Origin of the sequence: Peijinzhouia sedimentorum (genome assembly GCF_049340005.1) — a bacterium.
Lineage (GTDB): Bacteria > Bacteroidota > Bacteroidia > Cytophagales > Cyclobacteriaceae > CAXBDP01.
Genome location: NZ_JBMPIY010000006.1, coordinates 204511 through 221467 on the forward strand (window position 1 = coordinate 204511; position 16957 = coordinate 221467).

At 38.2% G+C, this 16957-nt stretch carries 12 protein-coding genes; 4 read left to right on the forward strand and 8 right to left on the reverse strand.

The window, feature by feature from the left end:
* Position 1: 1 nt before the first annotated feature.
* Positions 2-1408 (forward strand): RagB/SusD family nutrient uptake outer membrane protein, encoded by a 1407-nt coding sequence (locus ACOXY8_RS10590; RefSeq protein ID WP_458331562.1) that lies wholly within the window; start codon positions 2-4, stop codon positions 1406-1408.
* Positions 1409-1493: 85 nt separating this feature from the next.
* A complete protein-coding gene (locus ACOXY8_RS10595) occupies positions 1494-3014 on the forward strand; it encodes a S10 family peptidase (RefSeq protein ID WP_458331563.1) in 1521 nt (506 codons plus the stop codon).
* 108 nt (positions 3015-3122) lie between these two features.
* Here the strand turns inward: ACOXY8_RS10595 and clpB are convergent, their stop codons facing one another.
* A complete protein-coding gene (gene clpB / locus ACOXY8_RS10600) occupies positions 3123-5735 on the reverse strand; it encodes an ATP-dependent chaperone ClpB (RefSeq protein WP_458331564.1) in 2613 nt (870 codons plus the stop codon).
* Between the two features lie 276 nt (positions 5736-6011).
* On the opposite strand from clpB, the gene ACOXY8_RS10605 reads away from it, so the two are divergent.
* Positions 6012-6500, forward strand: a complete 489-nt coding sequence (locus ACOXY8_RS10605; protein ID WP_458331565.1) for a hypothetical protein — start codon at positions 6012-6014, stop codon at positions 6498-6500.
* Positions 6501-6522: 22 nt separating this feature from the next.
* Here ACOXY8_RS10605 and ACOXY8_RS10610 read toward each other — a convergent pair whose 3' ends face one another.
* The 3 genes from ACOXY8_RS10610 to ACOXY8_RS10620 are packed head-to-tail and all read right to left on the reverse strand — an operon-like array spanning position 6523 to position 10037.
* Positions 6523-7590: a mandelate racemase/muconate lactonizing enzyme family protein gene (locus tag ACOXY8_RS10610; RefSeq protein WP_458331566.1), complete on the reverse strand. Its 1068-nt coding sequence runs from the start codon at positions 7588-7590 to the stop codon at positions 6523-6525.
* Positions 7565-8641, reverse strand: a complete 1077-nt coding sequence (locus ACOXY8_RS10615) for a DUF1611 domain-containing protein (RefSeq protein ID WP_458331567.1) — start codon at positions 8639-8641, stop codon at positions 7565-7567. Before ACOXY8_RS10615 ends, ACOXY8_RS10610 begins: the two co-directional genes overlap by 26 nt.
* A gap of 49 nt (positions 8642-8690) precedes the next feature.
* The gene (locus ACOXY8_RS10620) at positions 8691-10037 is read right to left on the reverse strand and encodes a M14 family zinc carboxypeptidase (RefSeq protein WP_458331568.1); all 1347 of its coding nucleotides are present in this window, start codon (positions 10035-10037) and stop codon (positions 8691-8693) included.
* 91 nt (positions 10038-10128) lie between these two features.
* On the opposite strand from ACOXY8_RS10620, the gene rlmN reads away from it, so the two are divergent.
* Entirely contained in the window at positions 10129-11172 is a 1044-nt protein-coding gene (gene rlmN, locus ACOXY8_RS10625; protein WP_458331569.1) for a 23S rRNA (adenine(2503)-C(2))-methyltransferase RlmN, read from the forward strand.
* An 83-nt stretch (positions 11173-11255) separates the two neighbouring features.
* On the opposite strand, the gene ACOXY8_RS10630 is transcribed toward rlmN, so the two are convergent.
* The 4 genes from ACOXY8_RS10630 to ACOXY8_RS10645 form a co-directional block, all read right to left on the reverse strand.
* The gene (locus ACOXY8_RS10630; protein WP_458331570.1) at positions 11256-12785 is read right to left on the reverse strand and encodes a T9SS type A sorting domain-containing protein; all 1530 of its coding nucleotides are present in this window, start codon (positions 12783-12785) and stop codon (positions 11256-11258) included.
* A 237-nt stretch (positions 12786-13022) separates the two neighbouring features.
* Positions 13023-15563: a leucine-rich repeat domain-containing protein gene (locus ACOXY8_RS10635; protein WP_458331571.1), complete on the reverse strand. Its 2541-nt coding sequence runs from the start codon at positions 15561-15563 to the stop codon at positions 13023-13025.
* Positions 15550-16380: a hypothetical protein gene (locus ACOXY8_RS10640; protein ID WP_458331572.1), complete on the reverse strand. Its 831-nt coding sequence runs from the start codon at positions 16378-16380 to the stop codon at positions 15550-15552. The genes ACOXY8_RS10635 and ACOXY8_RS10640 overlap by 14 nt, the downstream gene beginning before the upstream one ends.
* Positions 16377-16952: a hypothetical protein gene (locus ACOXY8_RS10645; RefSeq protein ID WP_458331573.1), complete on the reverse strand. Its 576-nt coding sequence runs from the start codon at positions 16950-16952 to the stop codon at positions 16377-16379. The genes ACOXY8_RS10640 and ACOXY8_RS10645 overlap by 4 nt, the downstream gene beginning before the upstream one ends.
* Positions 16953-16957 lie beyond the last annotated feature (5 nt).

A 16957-nucleotide genomic window follows, 5' to 3' on the forward strand; every position in this document is an offset into this window, starting at 1 on the left:
AATGAAAAATTTAAAATTATATAGCTTGATAGCTTTGGTTACAGTGGTCTTCGGGTGCGAAGTACTAGAACATGAACCACAGCAACAGATTTCAACAGAACTTGCATTTTCGAATGAAAAATCTGCTGAAGCCGTACTTAATGGCCTTTATAATGAGGCTCAATTGGTATACTCTTGGAGGCCATTTATATTTGGCGATCTTGCCTCAGATGCAGTCCAATCTATTGATACTTGGGATGCATTCAACCAAGTAGATACATACACTAACTCTGCTGATAATACAGAAGTAGATGACTTCTACACCCAGATTTATCGTGGTATTGATATGGCAAACCAAATAATTGCCAACGCACCAAATGTGGATATGCCTGCAGCTAAGATTGATGATTTTCTTGGCCAAGCATATACATTCAGAGGTATGTTTTACTTTGAACTTGCAAGATACTGGAGTGGTATTCCAAATGCTTATAATGAAGAAGGTGTGGTAATTCGTACAACTCCTTCAAACGGCATCAATGATGAGAGTTATGCTCCTAGAGCTTCTTTTGAAGCTACTTGGGCGCAAGTACTTTCCGATTTGCAAGAAGGCTACTCAAGACTTCCTGAAACTAGAGGCAATAATACTGATAATCGTCGTAGACTTACAAAGCCTGCTGCTGCAGCAATGCTTTCGAGAACTTACTTCTATCAAGGAAATTGGACTCAAGCGGCAAGTTTTGCTACTGAAGTAATTTCAAATTCTAGATTTACACTAGTTGAACCTTTTTCTATCATTTATAGAACTGAGTTTTCTGATGAATCTATTTTTGAAATGGATTACAACAATATCGATTTCAGTGGAATCCGTGGTTGGTATTATCCACCTAATTTAGGTGGTCGTGGTGGTGTATGTTTCCATCCTGAATACCACACTTATCTTACAAATGAGGCTGGTGACGAGCGTGCAAACCTTATTGCTTCAAGAGTATTTAGTGGACAAACTGTTTATTACAGCACCAAATACGATTTATTGCAAAATGCGAGTAATATTCCTCTTTTGAGAATTGCTGAAATGCACTTGATCCGTGCTGAAGCTCGTGTAAATGGAGCGCCTGGGGGTGCTGCTGGAGCACTTAGTGATTTGAATGCGGTAAGGAACAGAGCTGGATTAGATGACGTAAATCCATCTGGCACTAATGAGATTCTGAGCGCAATTTGGCAAGAAAGAGATAAGGAGTTTGCAATCGAAGGTCAGCGTTGGTTCGACTTGATCAGAACTGGGCGTGCTATGAGCACACTTCAGGATTTGACAAGAACAGCAGGCTCTAGTTTAGTGTCAATTCCTACAGAAGGAAGATTCCTAATGCCTATTCCAAATGCTGATATTTTGGCAAATCCACAGATGACTCAAAACTCTGCTTACAGGTAGTCTGATTAATTAAATTGGGAGAATATAAAGAGGGGTATTTTTACTCCTCTTTATTATTTCCTACCAATCCTAAATGTATGTATTTATGAAAAAAGTATTATATCTAATAATGGGGATGGCACTTGTGGTTTTTAGTGCCAATCCTATTAATGCTCAAGGCATATCAGCTGCTGCTCAGGCAGTGCAATATATTTCCATAGGTGAGGAGGTTTCAGTTACAGAACATCAAGTGAATGCTGGCGGGAGGATGATAAACTATACAGCCACATCTGGCTATATGATCTTAGGTGATGAAGCTGAAAATCCAAAGGGAAAAATCTTCTTTACCTACTATGCTGACAAAGCCAACAAGGATCCGAAAGACAGACCAATTACCTTCATTTACAATGGAGGACCAGGTTCTTCATCGGTTTGGTTGCACATGGGTGGGTTAGGACCACGCAGAATATTGATGACTGATAATGGCGAAGCTATGGAACCACCTTATGAGGTTGTCCCAAGCGAATACACTTGGCTTACTCATTCTGATTTGGTATTTATCGACCCTATGGAAACAGGCTATAGTCGGCCAGTGACAGGCGAGAGCAAAGCGCAATTCACGGGCTTCCAAAACGATATTACTTCTATGGGTGATTTTATCCGTGCTTTCACTTCTAAGTATGAAAGATGGAACTCACCAAAATACTTATCTGGCGAGAGCTATGGTACCACCCGCTCTGCCGGACTTTCTGGTTATCTGCAAGATCGCTACGGGATGTACCTTAATGGAATCATTCTTATTTCTTCAGTATTAGATTTCAGCACTATACTCTTTGATAGAGGGAATGAACTTCCATTTGTAGTTAATTTACCAACTTATGCTGCCACCGCTTGGTATCATAAAAAGCTTGATCCTAGCATCAATGATTTACCTAAATTTTTGGAAGAAGTAAGAGAATTTGCTAAAGGTGAATATACTGTAGCCCTCATGCAAGGTGACCAGATTTCTGATGCTGATAGAAGGAACATCAACAGCAAATTACAAAAATACACAGGGCTAAGTGAAGGCTATATAGACAGAACTAATCTGCGAATCAATATTGGGAAATTTACTAAGGAGCTGAGACGCGAAGAAAAAATGACTGTTGGTCGTTTGGATGGCCGTATCACTGGTTTGGATTACGATTATGTGGGTGAATCCTATGAATATGATCCTAGCTATAACGGAGCTATATATGGGCCATTTTCAATGGCGATTAATGATTACTTGAAGAGAGATTTGAAAGTAGAAATCAATCAAGCCTACGAAATATTGACTGGCCGCCCACGACCTTGGAGCTACGCAAATGTGGAGAACAAATACTTAAATGTAGCCGAAACGTTAAGATCTGCAATGACCAGAAATCAATCTCTTAAGGTGTTGGTTATTAATGGTTATTACGATTTGGCAACTCCATTTGGTGGTACAGAATATACAATTGATCATATGTTTTTAGATAAATCGCTTCGTGGTAATATAGAAATGAAATATTACGAATCTGGCCATATGGTTTACATTCACAAGCCAAGTCTAGAGCAAATGACAATTGATGTAAGAGATTTTTTTGAAAGATCTTCTGGTAATTAAAAATTGTTATTATCTTCGATTTAGAATCACAACAACCAATTAACCTTAAACAAAAAAGTGCCTCCTATAACAGGGAGGCACTTTTGATTTACCTGAATTTGAGTGTATTTACTCGATTATCTGCTCATTAATGTTTTCAAATTTGATGTGAGAATTCTCATCTATCGAAACAAATACTACAGAGTCTTTGGAAATTTTTCCTGATAGAATTTCCTTGCTTAATTCATTGAGAATTAGTTTTTGGATAGTTCTTTTCAAAGGTCTAGCTCCATATTGAGGATCAAAGCCTACAGTTGCTAGGTAATCTTTCACATCACTAGAAGCATCAATTTCAATTCCATTAGCCTCCATTCGGTCTTGTACTTCTTTCCATTGAATGTCCACAATCTGGCGAATGATACTTTTGCTCAATGGCTCAAACATAATGATCTCGTCAATACGATTGAGGAACTCGGGTCTCACAGATTTTTTCAATAATTCGAAAACATCCAATTTACTTTGCTCCATTATCTCCTCTTTGTTGTTTTCATTCAAGTTTTCAAACCTTTCTTGAATCAACTGAGAACCAATATTGGTGGTCATTATGATAATGGTATTTTTGAAGTTGGCAACTCTACCTTTGTTGTCAGTAAGCCTACCATCATCAAGCACTTGCAATAGAATGTTAAACACATCTGGGTGAGCTTTCTCGATCTCGTCGAGCAGAATTACAGAATAGGGCTTACGACGAACAGCTTCCGTCAATTGGCCTCCTTCATCATATCCTACATACCCTGGAGGTGCTCCAATAAGTCTGCTAACCGCATGGCGTTCTTGATATTCACTCATATCAATTCTCACCATTGAGTTTTCATCATTGAATAAATAAGACGCTAACGCTTTAGCTAATTCAGTTTTACCTACACCCGTTGTGCCTAGAAATATAAATGAACCAATTGGCTTTTTTGGGTCTTGCAAGCCAGCTCTGCTTCTGCGAACTGCATCGGAGAGTGCTCCAATTGCTTCTTTTTGTCCTGCTACTCTTTTACCTAATTCTTCTTCTAGCAAAAGCAATTTCTCGCGGTCGCTTTGGAGCATTTTACTTACAGGAATGCCAGTCCATTTGGCTACTACTTGTGCAATATCCTCAGCATCTACCTCTTCTTTGAGCATAGCACCAACGCCTTGCATTTTAGCCATTTTAACCTTCATTTCCTCAAGCTTCTTTTCAGTTTCCACGATTTTGCCATAGCGGATTTCTGCTACTTTGCCATAGTCGCCAGCTCGTTCGGCCTGTTCAGCCTCCAACTTATATTTGTCAAGGTTTTCTTTTTCCTGTTGCAAAGAATGTACTACTGCTTTTTCATTTTCCCATTGTGCCTTTAGTGTATTTCTTTCTTCAGATAGATCAGCAATTTCCTTACTTAGCAAAGCTTCTTTTTCTTTATCTTTTTCTCTTCTGATTGCCTCCCGCTCTATTTCAAGCTGCATTATTTTTCGCTGCAATTCGTCAAGCTCCGAAGGCATGGAGTCCATTTCCATTCTAAGCCTTGCTGCAGCTTCATCCATTAAATCAATAGCCTTATCTGGCAAAAATCTATCAGTAATATATCGCTGCGATAATTCTACGGCGGATATTACTGCATCATCTTTAATCCTAACTCCATGGTGAAGCTCATACTTATCCTTGATCCCACGCAGGATTGAAATAGCATCTTGGGTATCAGGTTCGTCAACAGTCACGGTTTGGAATCTACGCTCTAGGGCCTTATCTTTTTCAATATGCTTTTGATACTCCTTAAGTGTAGTAGCACCAATTGCATGCAATTCGCCACGAGCCAGAGCAGGTTTTAGTAGGTTGGCTGCATCCATAGCGCCTTCACCACCTCCCGCACCTATCAAAGTGTGAATCTCATCGATGAACATAATAATTTGGCCTTCTGCATCTGTTACTTCTTTGATTACGGCTTTCAGACGCTCTTCAAACTCCCCTTTATATTTTGCGCCTGCCACCAACAATCCCATGTCAAGGGAAATAATGGTTTTGGTTTTTAAGTTCTCAGGCACATCTCCATTCACAATTCGTTGAGCTAGGCCTTCAACAATAGCTGTTTTACCAACACCTGGTTCACCAATTAGCATTGGATTGTTTTTGGTTCTTCTTGAAAGGATTTGCAGTACTCTGCGGATTTCCTCATCCCTACCGATTACAGGATCTATTTTACCCTTTTTTGCTAGCTCATTTAGGTTTTTCGAATAGCGCTCTAAGCTTCGGTATTTCGATTCTGCATTCGGATCCGTTACTTTTGAACCGCCGCGCAATTCGGTAATTGCAGCCTTAGTATCTTTGCTATTAAGACCAAGTTCTTTCAGCAATGCAGCGATCTTTTCGCCACCGTCCAATAATGCCAATAATATGTGCTCTACAGCTACATATTCATCTCCAAAATCTTTGAGATAGGCAGTAGCTTTTTGCAAAACTTGCGCACTGCTATTACTTAAATATGGCTGTGCGCCAGTTACTTTTGGATAAGCAGTTATGATTTGTTCTACTCTTTGGCTAAGGGTATTGATGTTTACCGCCAATTTCTTGAAAACGAAGTTGACTACATTTTCATCTGTCTGCATTATCCCTTTGAGCAAATGCCCTGGTTCGATCGCTTGTTGTTGATTTGCCAAGGCAACTTCAGCGGCTTTTTGTATGGCTTCCTGTGCCTTTATGGTGTAATTTTTTAAATCCATTTTCGTGTCATTTATTCTAATTCAAAATTAGCAAAGCTTAATCCAATTGGTAAACGAGAGTTGAATGCGGAAAATTTGGCATATTTATTAATCAAATTGCATCATTTCAAGTCAAAATGACTGAATTCTATTTTAAAACAGCTTAGGTTGTCTTACACATTATTTAATTAATGACTTAAAATGTATCAAAAGGCAGTTTGGATACGTTAGGACAGTACCAGAACCTAATCAGGTATTTTTTTATTAAATTAATTTTTTAAACTTAAAATTTCTATCATGAAGAATTTCAAATTTCAATTAAGCTCCCTATTGATTTTAGCTTTGTTTTTTACTGTGTCATGCACAGACGATGATGATGCGGATCCAGATGGCATTTCTACAGAGCTATTGGTGAAAACATGGACTGTAAATGAAAGTTCAATTACTATTGGAGGTGTTCCCATTTCCAATCTATATGATATTGCTGAAGTTCCAGAGGAAGATAGACCGGATTGGAGTCAATTTCGATTGATATTTAAGGCAGATGGAACCTATGAAGTGCAAAATGTCGATTTGGCAGGAATCGAATCATCAGGCACTTGGGAGATAAGTGGCGCTAATAATAATGAGCTTACCATAAACCCAGAAAATATTACTATGGAAATTAGTAATTTATCTTCTACAAAGTTTGATGTTGATTATACTATAAATACTGCAGGAACAGATTTTGAAAGTTTGGGAACTACTGCCGTAGTAAGTGCTGAAATGCAGGCCGTTAATCAATAAATTGATATTTTGAGATGGGCAATTATTCTATGGCCTTTATGCCTAATCCAGGTCCTGAGGTTATAGACATTTGCCCATTTTTTATTTCAAACCCGCCAGTAGCTACATCACGAATCAAATCTAAGCTGCCATCCAAATCCAAATATTTGGTGTTCTTGAAAGATAAAGCCGTATGTAATGCAGCTGAAATGCTGATAATGCTTTCGTCGTTGCAGCCCCACATAAGAGGCACATTATGCCATTGAGATAGTGTCGCAATTTCACGAGCAGGATCTATCCCCCCACTTTTCATCAATTTGACATTGAATATCCCAGCAGCAGATTTTTTTATGAGTCTGAGTGCATCAGTAGGGCTTTTCAAGCTTTCATCTGCCGCGATTATTTCACGAAGAGCAGGTTGCAATCTTCTCATTCCTTCTATATCATCCGCTTTTAGTGGCTGTTCTATCAACTCCAAATCGAAGGATCTTGTAGCTTGGAAAAAGCGATACAATTCAGCTTCTGAATAGCCCTGATTGGCATCTACTCTAATATTTATTTCATTTTTGTAAACCTCTCTCAATTTAGCCAATCGCTCAATATCTTCCTCTACATTGTGACCAAGTTTTACTTTTAGGTACTTAAATCCCATACCCAAATATTCCTCAGCATCTGCCATTGTTTCGGCTACCGACTTTATCCCAATGGTAATGGACGTAGGCAAGCTTTTGTATTCTTGTCCAAAAAAGCTCACTAAGGGTACATCCAAGAACTTGCCAAAAGCATCGTGCACGGCAATATCGAGAGCAGCTCTACTTCCAGGCAGGGTTTCATACTCCTTTTCGAGCTCTTTTAGTAAGCTCTCAAATTTGCGGATATCCTTACCAATTAGAGTGTTTTCAGCTTTAGCTTTTAGGGTAGTATAGCAATCTTCCAAGCTTTCGCCAACTACTTGGGTGCTTGGATTTGCCGCTCCATAGCCAATTATTCCATTTTCCAGTGTGATCTTAACAATCACATTATCAACTTTATCCACCGATTTAAAGGCAATCATGTACGGCCTATTCGTACCCAAATCTACCTTTTCAATACTGATGTTTGATATTTTCATGTTCTTCGATTAATTGTTGAAAAATAGGAATTAATCTGCTAACTCCTTGCTCAAATGGTAAAACTACTGGAATTTTCAAATGTTGTTCCATGGCAATCGCATAGCTTGTCGCCTCCTCGGGAAGCATACTTTCAGTGTTTACTGTGACTGCAAGTACTTTTACTCCATACATTTCTATTAATTTTATTTCTTCCTCAGGACTAGGAATCAAAGCTGGATAATCTTCCATCCCTTTGAAATGCGTCCTTTTTGGAATCACTTGCAAAATGACGCCATCTGCATCGGCAGAGAGAATCATTTCTGAGCCACATGGGCCGCTTGGGTTTTGCAAAGAAGATTGACCTTCGATAAAAATGATAGAAGGATTAGCTTCAGTATAGCATTGGTGAATGGCATGTTCCAATTCACCAGAAATAAAATCGTTGAGTGTGGAATCGAAGATAAAGCCATATTTGGAGCCCTGCATCCAGCCAGTTTGGCCAGTATATATCATCTCCGCATGTATTCCTTTTTGTTCTAGTGCCTGTACCAAAATGCGGGAGGTTGTTCTTTTACCAGTTGCGCAATCAGTACCCAAAACAGCAATTTTCGGACATTTTACTTCTTTTATTTTTCCACTCCAGAAGTGAAGTTCCTCAAAAGACTTTGGCTTACGAATGTCAACTAATTCGGCATCATTATCTATTGCCAGTTGCACAAATTCTGGAATACTACTTAGCAATTGATGAAGCCCATTTACCACATTGATTCCTGATTTCAGACAATCGCTAATTAGTGATTTCAATGGCTCTGGAATTAGACCACCTTTGTTGGCAATACCCAAAATGCAATATTCTACACTTTCTCTATTTGCCTGTCTGAATTGCGCCAAACTTTCATAAATAGGAATTTCACGCGCCGACGGAATAAGCTGAGCGGCAGTCATTCCAGCAAATTTCTCATCAATTACGGCTATTATATGAAATCTCTCGCTGCCTCTACACAAACCATGAGCAGTTTTGGCGTACGGACTTAGAAATAATCCGCCAGTTAAAATAATCGCACTTTTCATTTCGATAGAGCTAAACTTGTAGAGTAAATGAAATATTGATCAGTCAGTTTTATTCGATTAAATGTAAATAGCCATTGGTGATATTTGCTAGCATCTTTCCATTATTAATTAGACAAAAGTTAGCAAAATCTCCAATTACAAAACGTTGATTTGATTGCTCTTTTTTCAATGGCTTAATTAATAAGGGAAAGTGCATATAGTCTAGGTAATCCGAAATATTTTTTACCTGAATGGCGCCAAAGCCTTGTTTCATTATTTCGATTGCCCTGTCAGTGGGAGGGATGGTATGGAAAATTTCGGGATGAAACTTCTGCTCTGAAATTTGGGCGCTATTTGCATTAAATTCTTCAATGCCTGTAGCATAGCTTAAATCTCCCATTTCTACTATTTTGCCAATTTGTGCTATGGATTTCCCATCCGCAATTGGACTATCCTCCCGCCTGATCCCAATGTCCAATTTGCAGACATTTTTGCCAATTACGACTTGTGCGTTTCTGATGATCAAGTCAAAAATACCTAATGTATTCAATGGTATTGCATCATAATCTGCTATATTTTCTTTTTCATAATCCTCATTCAATATGCTTTGTATTGAGAAAAGGATTAGCGAAAAATAGTATTTCGATAGCTTAGTTTTTTCCCAGTCCTGAGGCACTCCTCCAGCCTCTATCAGAATAGTAGCCGATCCGACTTCTTGGCAATATTCACCAAAGGCTCTTTGCTCATATTCATCTTTCCATTTACCTATATTAAGATTATAGGCAGATTTAAGCCATTTCTCCATCAACACAATCATTTTAACGGCTTTGATTCTATTATCATTTAGCGATCCATTGCTGTCGATTGGAGGTGCGAGTAATGAAATCGCAGCTTGCTTACAAGGATTACCAATGCCATAATAGATTTGCTGATCATGCAGGTTGAATGAAAAATCGGGTTTGATAGTATGCAATGCGCTATGCAAAATGGCAGATTCTGGAGCTGATAGAGTAAGTGCATCTCTGTTTATATCAATCCCAGCTGCATTTTCTCTGATATGGGTCGTGGCTCCATCGGGATTCAAAAGCGGGAGGAAAAAGAGGCTCAATTGATCAGCCCAATTCTTTGGTGTAATGGGGCTGTTCAAAAACTGAAAAAGTTCTAAGAGGGCTTTTGTAGCCGTAGCTTCATTTCCATGCATTTGGCTCCAAAGTAGTATTTTGATTGGCCCAGTGCCATAGCGAATTTGATATATAGGTCTTTCTTCAAGCGAATTTCCAGCTTTTTCTACCCGCCATTTTTCTCCCTGACATTTCGCTAGTATAAATTCATGAACTTCCGAAACTTGAAGCCTTCTCTTCGCGAACTGAGGTAAATGGTACAATTGTTCGTATTCGTTTGAGTCTATCCTTACCATGCTTTTTAGCTATTGGAACCATTTTGCCCTTCTTTGCAGTATCTTTGCATATCAACTGCTATTTCCTCAAAAAATAAGAAAATCCCAAGCTATGCCTTCAATTGAAAAGAAAGATATCCGTAAACTCAATGTGGAGCAATTGCAGCAATTTTTTGTAGAGCATGGCAATAAGGCTTTTAGAGGTAAACAGGTGTATGAGTGGTTGTGGAAAAAATCACTTCGCAATTTTGATGAAATGACAAATATTTCATTAGAAACTAGAGAATTGTTAAAAGAGCATTTCGAGATTAAGCCTACTGAGATTGACCAAATGCAGCGAAGTGTTGATGGTACCATTAAAAATGCTGTAAAATTATATGATGGTTTGGTAGTGGAATCTGTTTTGATCCCGACTGAAAAGCGGATTACAGCCTGTGTTTCATCGCAGGTAGGTTGTAGTCTCGATTGTAAGTTTTGCGCTACAGCAAAGCTCAAGCGAATGCGCAATCTGAATGCAGACGAAATTTATGATCAAGTAGTGCTTATTAGTGAACAAGGGAAGGAGTACTTTCAGCGTCCACTTACTAATATTGTACTAATGGGTATGGGAGAGCCGCTGCTCAACTATGCAAATGTGATGAGTGCAATGGACAAAATAACCTCACCCGAGGGGCTTGGAATGTCGCCTAAGCGAATTACGCTATCTACAGTAGGTGTTTCCAAGATGATCCGTAAGCTGGCCGATGACGATGTGAAATTCAACTTAGCCGTTTCGCTACATTCGGCTATTGATGAAAAGCGATCGTCGATTATGTCGATAAATGATGCAAGTCCTTTGGATGAATTGATGGACTCACTGCAGTATTGGTATGATAGAAGGAAGAGCCGGATTACCTTCGAGTATGTAGTGTGGAAGGGTTTTAATGATTCGGATGAAGATATAAGGGCTTTGGTGAAATACTGCAAGAGAGTGCCGTCAAAAGTGAATCTGATACAATATAATCCCATCGGTGAAGAGCTATTCGAGCAAGCAGATGAGGAACGAGTGTCAGCTTATGAAAGAACGCTTGAAGCAAATGGCATAATTGCTAAAATACGTCGCAGCAGAGGGCAAGATATTGATGCAGCATGTGGACAGTTGGCAAATAAGAACTAATTTGAGAATCGAGCTAAAAGCAAAATCCTCCCGCTTCATTAAGAGACTGGAGGATTTTTATTTTTGGGAGTGTAAAATCGTAATTATTTAACCATTAATCTTTCAGAGTATTTTTTACCAGCAGTTTCGAAACTAACTATGTGTAAGCCTTTGCTAAGGTTTAAGCCGTCCAAAATGTACTCGTTATTATAAAGGTCTCTAGAGTTAATTTCCTTTTGAGCCACCATTGAGCCAGAATTATCAAAAATCTTTACAGTTGAAGTTTGTGCATTTTCTTCAATGTTCATTTGCATAATAACTCTATTCCCATTGCTTGGGTTGCCTACAATTTTGAAAGCCGTAGCTTCAACATCATTTCTTTGTACTCTAATTGCTTGGAATATACTGAATGTGCCATCATAATCTGTCTGGCGAATTCTGTAATAAGAAGTACCATTCAATGGTCTCAAATCTGTGTATTTGTAATCTAATCGACCAGTGAAATCGCCTGCACCTGTTACTTTCGCAATTTCATTGAAGTTGATACCATCAGCAGATCTTTCAATGCTGAAGTAGTCATTGTTTTTTTCCGTAGCAGTAGCCCAATTAATTTCATTCACAGTTCCATTTGCTTTTGCATCAAAGCTTATCAACTCAATTGGTTGGGTTGCATTTGGAATAATTACTATTGGTGTAGGGCTTACAGTTGATGAGCTAGGGTTTTGAGGTTGAAAGTTAGAGCTATAAACTGAAGCAAATACATCTGGCTGTGCATTGTTTACTACAGTATTGATTTCAAGCTTAATTACTGGAACAACGTTATTTGTCCAAATGGTAAATATACCCGTGTTCGAATTGTAATTGGTTTGACCATTATCATAATTCCATCCAGTGATTGTATGGCTTTGGTAGGTAAAACCAGCAGGCAAATCAATTTGAAATTGAGCACCTCTAACTCTTGTATACCATTGGTAATTATTAAAAGTGTAATCTACCGTGAACTTTACATTGTCACCATTTTCAACCACAGTTTCACTCATGCTGATGGAAATTGATTGATCCATCGGTACTGTTGTGTCATTCCAGTTTTGTGTGGTTGGCACATCAGAAGTGAAGTTGTCTATAGCAACTGCAGTTTGGCCATTGTTAGAATTTTTTGATAATGTTAATCTCATTCTGTACCATCCAGAGCTGGTTGGAGTGAACGTAGAACTAGCATTGTTTAAAGTATTCTGGTTTGAAATATATGGGCCAGATGTACTCACAATATTTCCAGTTGTAAAGCTTTCGTACGATACTTCTATTCTAGGCAATGCATTGTTATTATTAACATTATAGCAAACGCAAGAATGTCCAAATGAAGTAGTGTAAGTAGTACCTCCAATATAGTACAAGTATCCTGTGTAAGTTACTATTGGTGAATTGTTCGAAATATTTTGAGACCTAATATGACGGGAAGTCATACTGAAGTTGTTAGAATTGGAAAAGTAAAATGTTCCATCTTCATTGAATCTCCAGCCCGTTTGAGTGAAGTCATTGCCAGATTTGGTGTTAAAGTTTTCTCCCCAAGACTGACCAAATGTTGGTAGGCTAAGGATAAGAGTAAAAAATAATATTGTAAAAATTGTTCTCATTTGATATTGATGTCGAAAAAAGTGTAATAAACGACGTGTTTTTGTTTATGAACGACAATAAGTGTGCAAATGTTGCCTAAATTTTCGAATTAAAAAAATTTACCTACAATTATTTTAGACTTTGACAGCCAGCAGGTTTCGGGGATAGAGAGCTTATTGATCTAGCTAACCATTTTAAATAAAAAAGTCCCGATTTATTACAAATCGGGACTAATTCTGTAGATCAACTAAAGAAGATCAATAATACTGTATTTCGCAGCCTGGAACGCTTTCTTTGAAGCTTGCCACTCTTCTGTCGTTGAGTCTTGTATTGAAGCAGCGCAATATTTTGAGCCCTGTAAGATTCGAGATGGGCTTAAGCGTACGAATGTTGGTATTTGAAATATCGAGATAATTAAGTTTGTATAATCCCGAAAGTGAATTCACTCTCTTAATCTGAGTACCCGAAGCTCTTAATTCCTCTAATAAGGCTAAGGTCTCCAATGCTTCCAAATCTTCGATGGCCGTGTTCTCAATTTCTAAAATGCGTAATTTTTTGAGTGTCGTTATTGACGCAATATTATTTATTGGATTTCTGGAAATACGTAAGATTTCTAAATTCGGCAGATTGGTTACTGCATTAATATTACTCAAACCAATATCTATAGCGTTGAGCTCTTTTATTCTTTTCAGATATGAAAGTGGATCCACGGAACTCACTCTATTTTGAGGCTGAATTTCAATCTTATCTATAGCAAACAGACGGTGCAATTGCTCAGCATTTGGATTGTTGTCCATCGTTAGGTTTTGCTGAAATATTTGCTGCCATTGTGGATCTAGCAACGACCACCATTCCATCAGCTCATCAGTTTTGTATACGAGTAATGCATTAGGTTTTGCGTTCCAAAAAGCTATCGCTATTTCATCTGTAATGCTAGTTTCGTCGGCATACACTTTTTCCAAGCTGGAAAGCGTGTGTAATTCTTTCAAATCTCCGATAGCTGTTGAGTCCACGTAAATCGTATTCAATGCCGATAAACCTGCTACTCCCTCGAGGGAGGTGATTTTCGAATTTCGAACATTTAGTAGACTTAAATTCGTTAACTGGCTCAAAGGCTCCAAGCTCGTAATTTCAGTGTTTGCGATATTTAATTGATGTAAATCACGGAGGTTTCTCAAAGGCTCCAGTGTTACAATCGGGCAATCATTCGCATCTAAGCTTTGAAGAAATATTAATGGCCTAATTGGTTCCAAGCTGTTAATGTCTGACCTCCCGCCTATATTCAAGTTGTTAATATAACCCAGTTCCGCCAACTCTTCTTTAGTCGGGTCATTGGCAGCAATATTTACATATCCTTTAAATATTTCCTTCCAATTATCTGATAATTGATTCCACCACAGCGTGAGGTTTTCTGATTGATAAATTATCAATACACCTTTATTTTCCGATCTAAACTTATTTGCCTCACTAATAGATAATCGAGTATTATCCATGTAAACTCTTCTGAGCATTGGCATTTTCTTCAGCTCCATTAAGGACATCACGGGCGTGTTGTCACAAAATAGCTCTGTGATTTTTGGATGACCTGCCAAAGCCGTTAAATCAGAAATACTAGTGTTTGAAATCATTAATATTTCCAAATTGCTTAGCGATTGGGTGAACCCTAAATCTGAAATATTTGAACCTGCCAAACGTAGATCTTTAAGTGAGCTAAGGTCTTTTAGCAAATTGAAATCTACTATTTGGGTATTGTTAAGGTAAAGCCTTTCTAAGTTTTCGAAACCTGCTATTGGTTTTAAATCTGTAACTAAGGTTCCACTTATATTCAGTTCCTTTAAACTTGAGAAATATTGCAATGGAGATAAATCTGAGAGCATTGTACCTGCCGCATCCAAGGTTTCTAGCTTAGTCAAATTCCGAATCGGCGTTAAATCACTCACAGGAGTTTGGGCAATTCTCAAAGTTTTGAGATTTTCCATCCTACTAAGTGGCTCCAAATTGGTGATATCTGGCCTACCAGATAAGTCTATGGTTTCTAGCCCAGCTGCTCTTTTTAGGCCATTGAAGATGGTACTTATTTGTACCTCAATTTCGCCAATTGGCGTAACCAAGGTAGTGTCGTTAATAAAGTCGATTTGATTTAATTGCAAGGAATCATTCAATGGCACATTTGCGCCAAGGATATTTTTCCATTTGTCATCAAGCCCATTCCACCAGTTAGTCAAATCTTCCCTTTGGCTTAGGCGGGTAGTATATAAGCTTACAATTTTTAAGTCCTTCTGCGCAAGGTCGAGATTCACTTCCATATATCGAGTGATATCTGTGTTCAGAGAGTCTCCCGTATAATTTAAACCTGCCAAATGACGGTTCATGGTCACTCTAAAGTAGGTTTTGCCTTCTTCGTTCAAATAGCTATCAATGGCCTGCACATCAAATGTGAACTTTACACCTTTGAAAAAGAAATCTACATCTTTGAAATAAGCTTGTACATCCTTATTGGTGGGGGTTTCTCGGAAAGCCACCAAATCATCTTCAATCTGTACTTTGCCGTCACGAAATGCTTTTAGAAAAGACTCGTTGATAATTACATCTTTTTCATTTCTCAATGTGGAAGGATCGCCAAGCGTATTGAGACTAAACTCAAGAAATGAAACTAATTGCTTTACGCGTAATTGATATTCTTCTAGCTCTTCAGGAGTTAGGGTTTCCTCTTTTTTGTCCTGCGCCTGTATGTTTGTTACAGCTAATAGGAAAAAAAGCGGGAGGGTATATCGAAACAAAAATTTAATTGTCTTCATAAAAAATGTATTTCATCAATAATTGCTTTTCATCATCATTGATGCGGGCAAGATTCGACATTAACCAACCTCTATTCATGCCAGGTCTGTTAAATCTTGTAATTTCGAAATACCAGTTATCAACTTGGAAAAAGTGAAATTTCACATTATCCACGTTTTTGAAAGTTAGGTTGCCCAGTTTCATTTCATAGAAAAGGAGCATTAGATAATCGGGCTTAAAGTCTCTTTCGGCATAAAGCTCCAATTCTTCATTTACTCTTAATGCTTTGTTCAAGTTCATGAATTCTAATTCATGACTCATTGGGTGGAGGAATTTCATTTCTGTAGTATCCGCCACAAAAAGCTTACTAAATGGCTCAAAGAATACATTTGTAAGCACCCATTTGGAGCCAATAGGTTCCTTCTGGATTTTAAGATATAAGGTTACTTTTTTCTCTTCACCTTTGTGAAGAAAAGTGGTTTCAACTTCGGCAAACCAATTGCCACCATGAAAATCAAGGAAAATTCCAGAATCACCTTGGGTGACATAATTTGAAAATTCCGTCTTTAGCTGATCTGAAATGCCTTTATTTTCTTTATCGAAAAGCATCTGAATGTACCTAACTCTGTCTTCTTTGGCTCGGTAATCCGGGTCGCCGGGAAAATAGCGTTGGCCTTGAGGATTTTCTTCGTTATTGAATCGTCTAAAAAATTGATTCAGCTGTTTGGTTTCAGCATATAAAGCGCTTTCATCGCCTAAAAATTCACTCAAATTTTGGGTATAGCCCTGAATTGGATTCAGGGCTATAAGCAAAATTAGTATCGTCAATTGTCTCATACAGAAGTTTCGGTTACTCTGATATCACCGAGTAACACATCCCAGAACTCAATTTCACGTCCTGCAATTTGCGTGCTTTTACGCTCTACATACACAGTAATATCCTTTTTGGTTGTGTCTCTATATTGTAAGCCATCAGCACCAGTTCCTTCAAAACTCTGATAGATAGTAATGACACCAACATATCTGCCATCAGGCCCAAGTTCTAGATCACTTACATATTCGATATTGTACCACTGGATTGTCACTTTATCATAGTTCAACGCCATTAAGCGCTCAAAATATTTACGGATCGTGTAATACTTGATATCACTTGAGTAAAGTGAAGAAACACCCATTTCGCTGCCAGGAGCAAATAATTCTAAAGCTCTATCAATGATTCTATTTGCTTCTGAAAACTCAGTGTCCGTATTACCAACCCTTGAAATGTAAGTTCCAAGGTCACGTATTTTTTCTAATGCTAGAGAATCAATAGCTCTCTTCCTTTCTGGACTTATATTGTCTTGTGCATTTGCGCTAAAGCCGGCAACTAAAACAAAAAGTAGTATAATTAGTGATTTATAATTTCTCATGACCT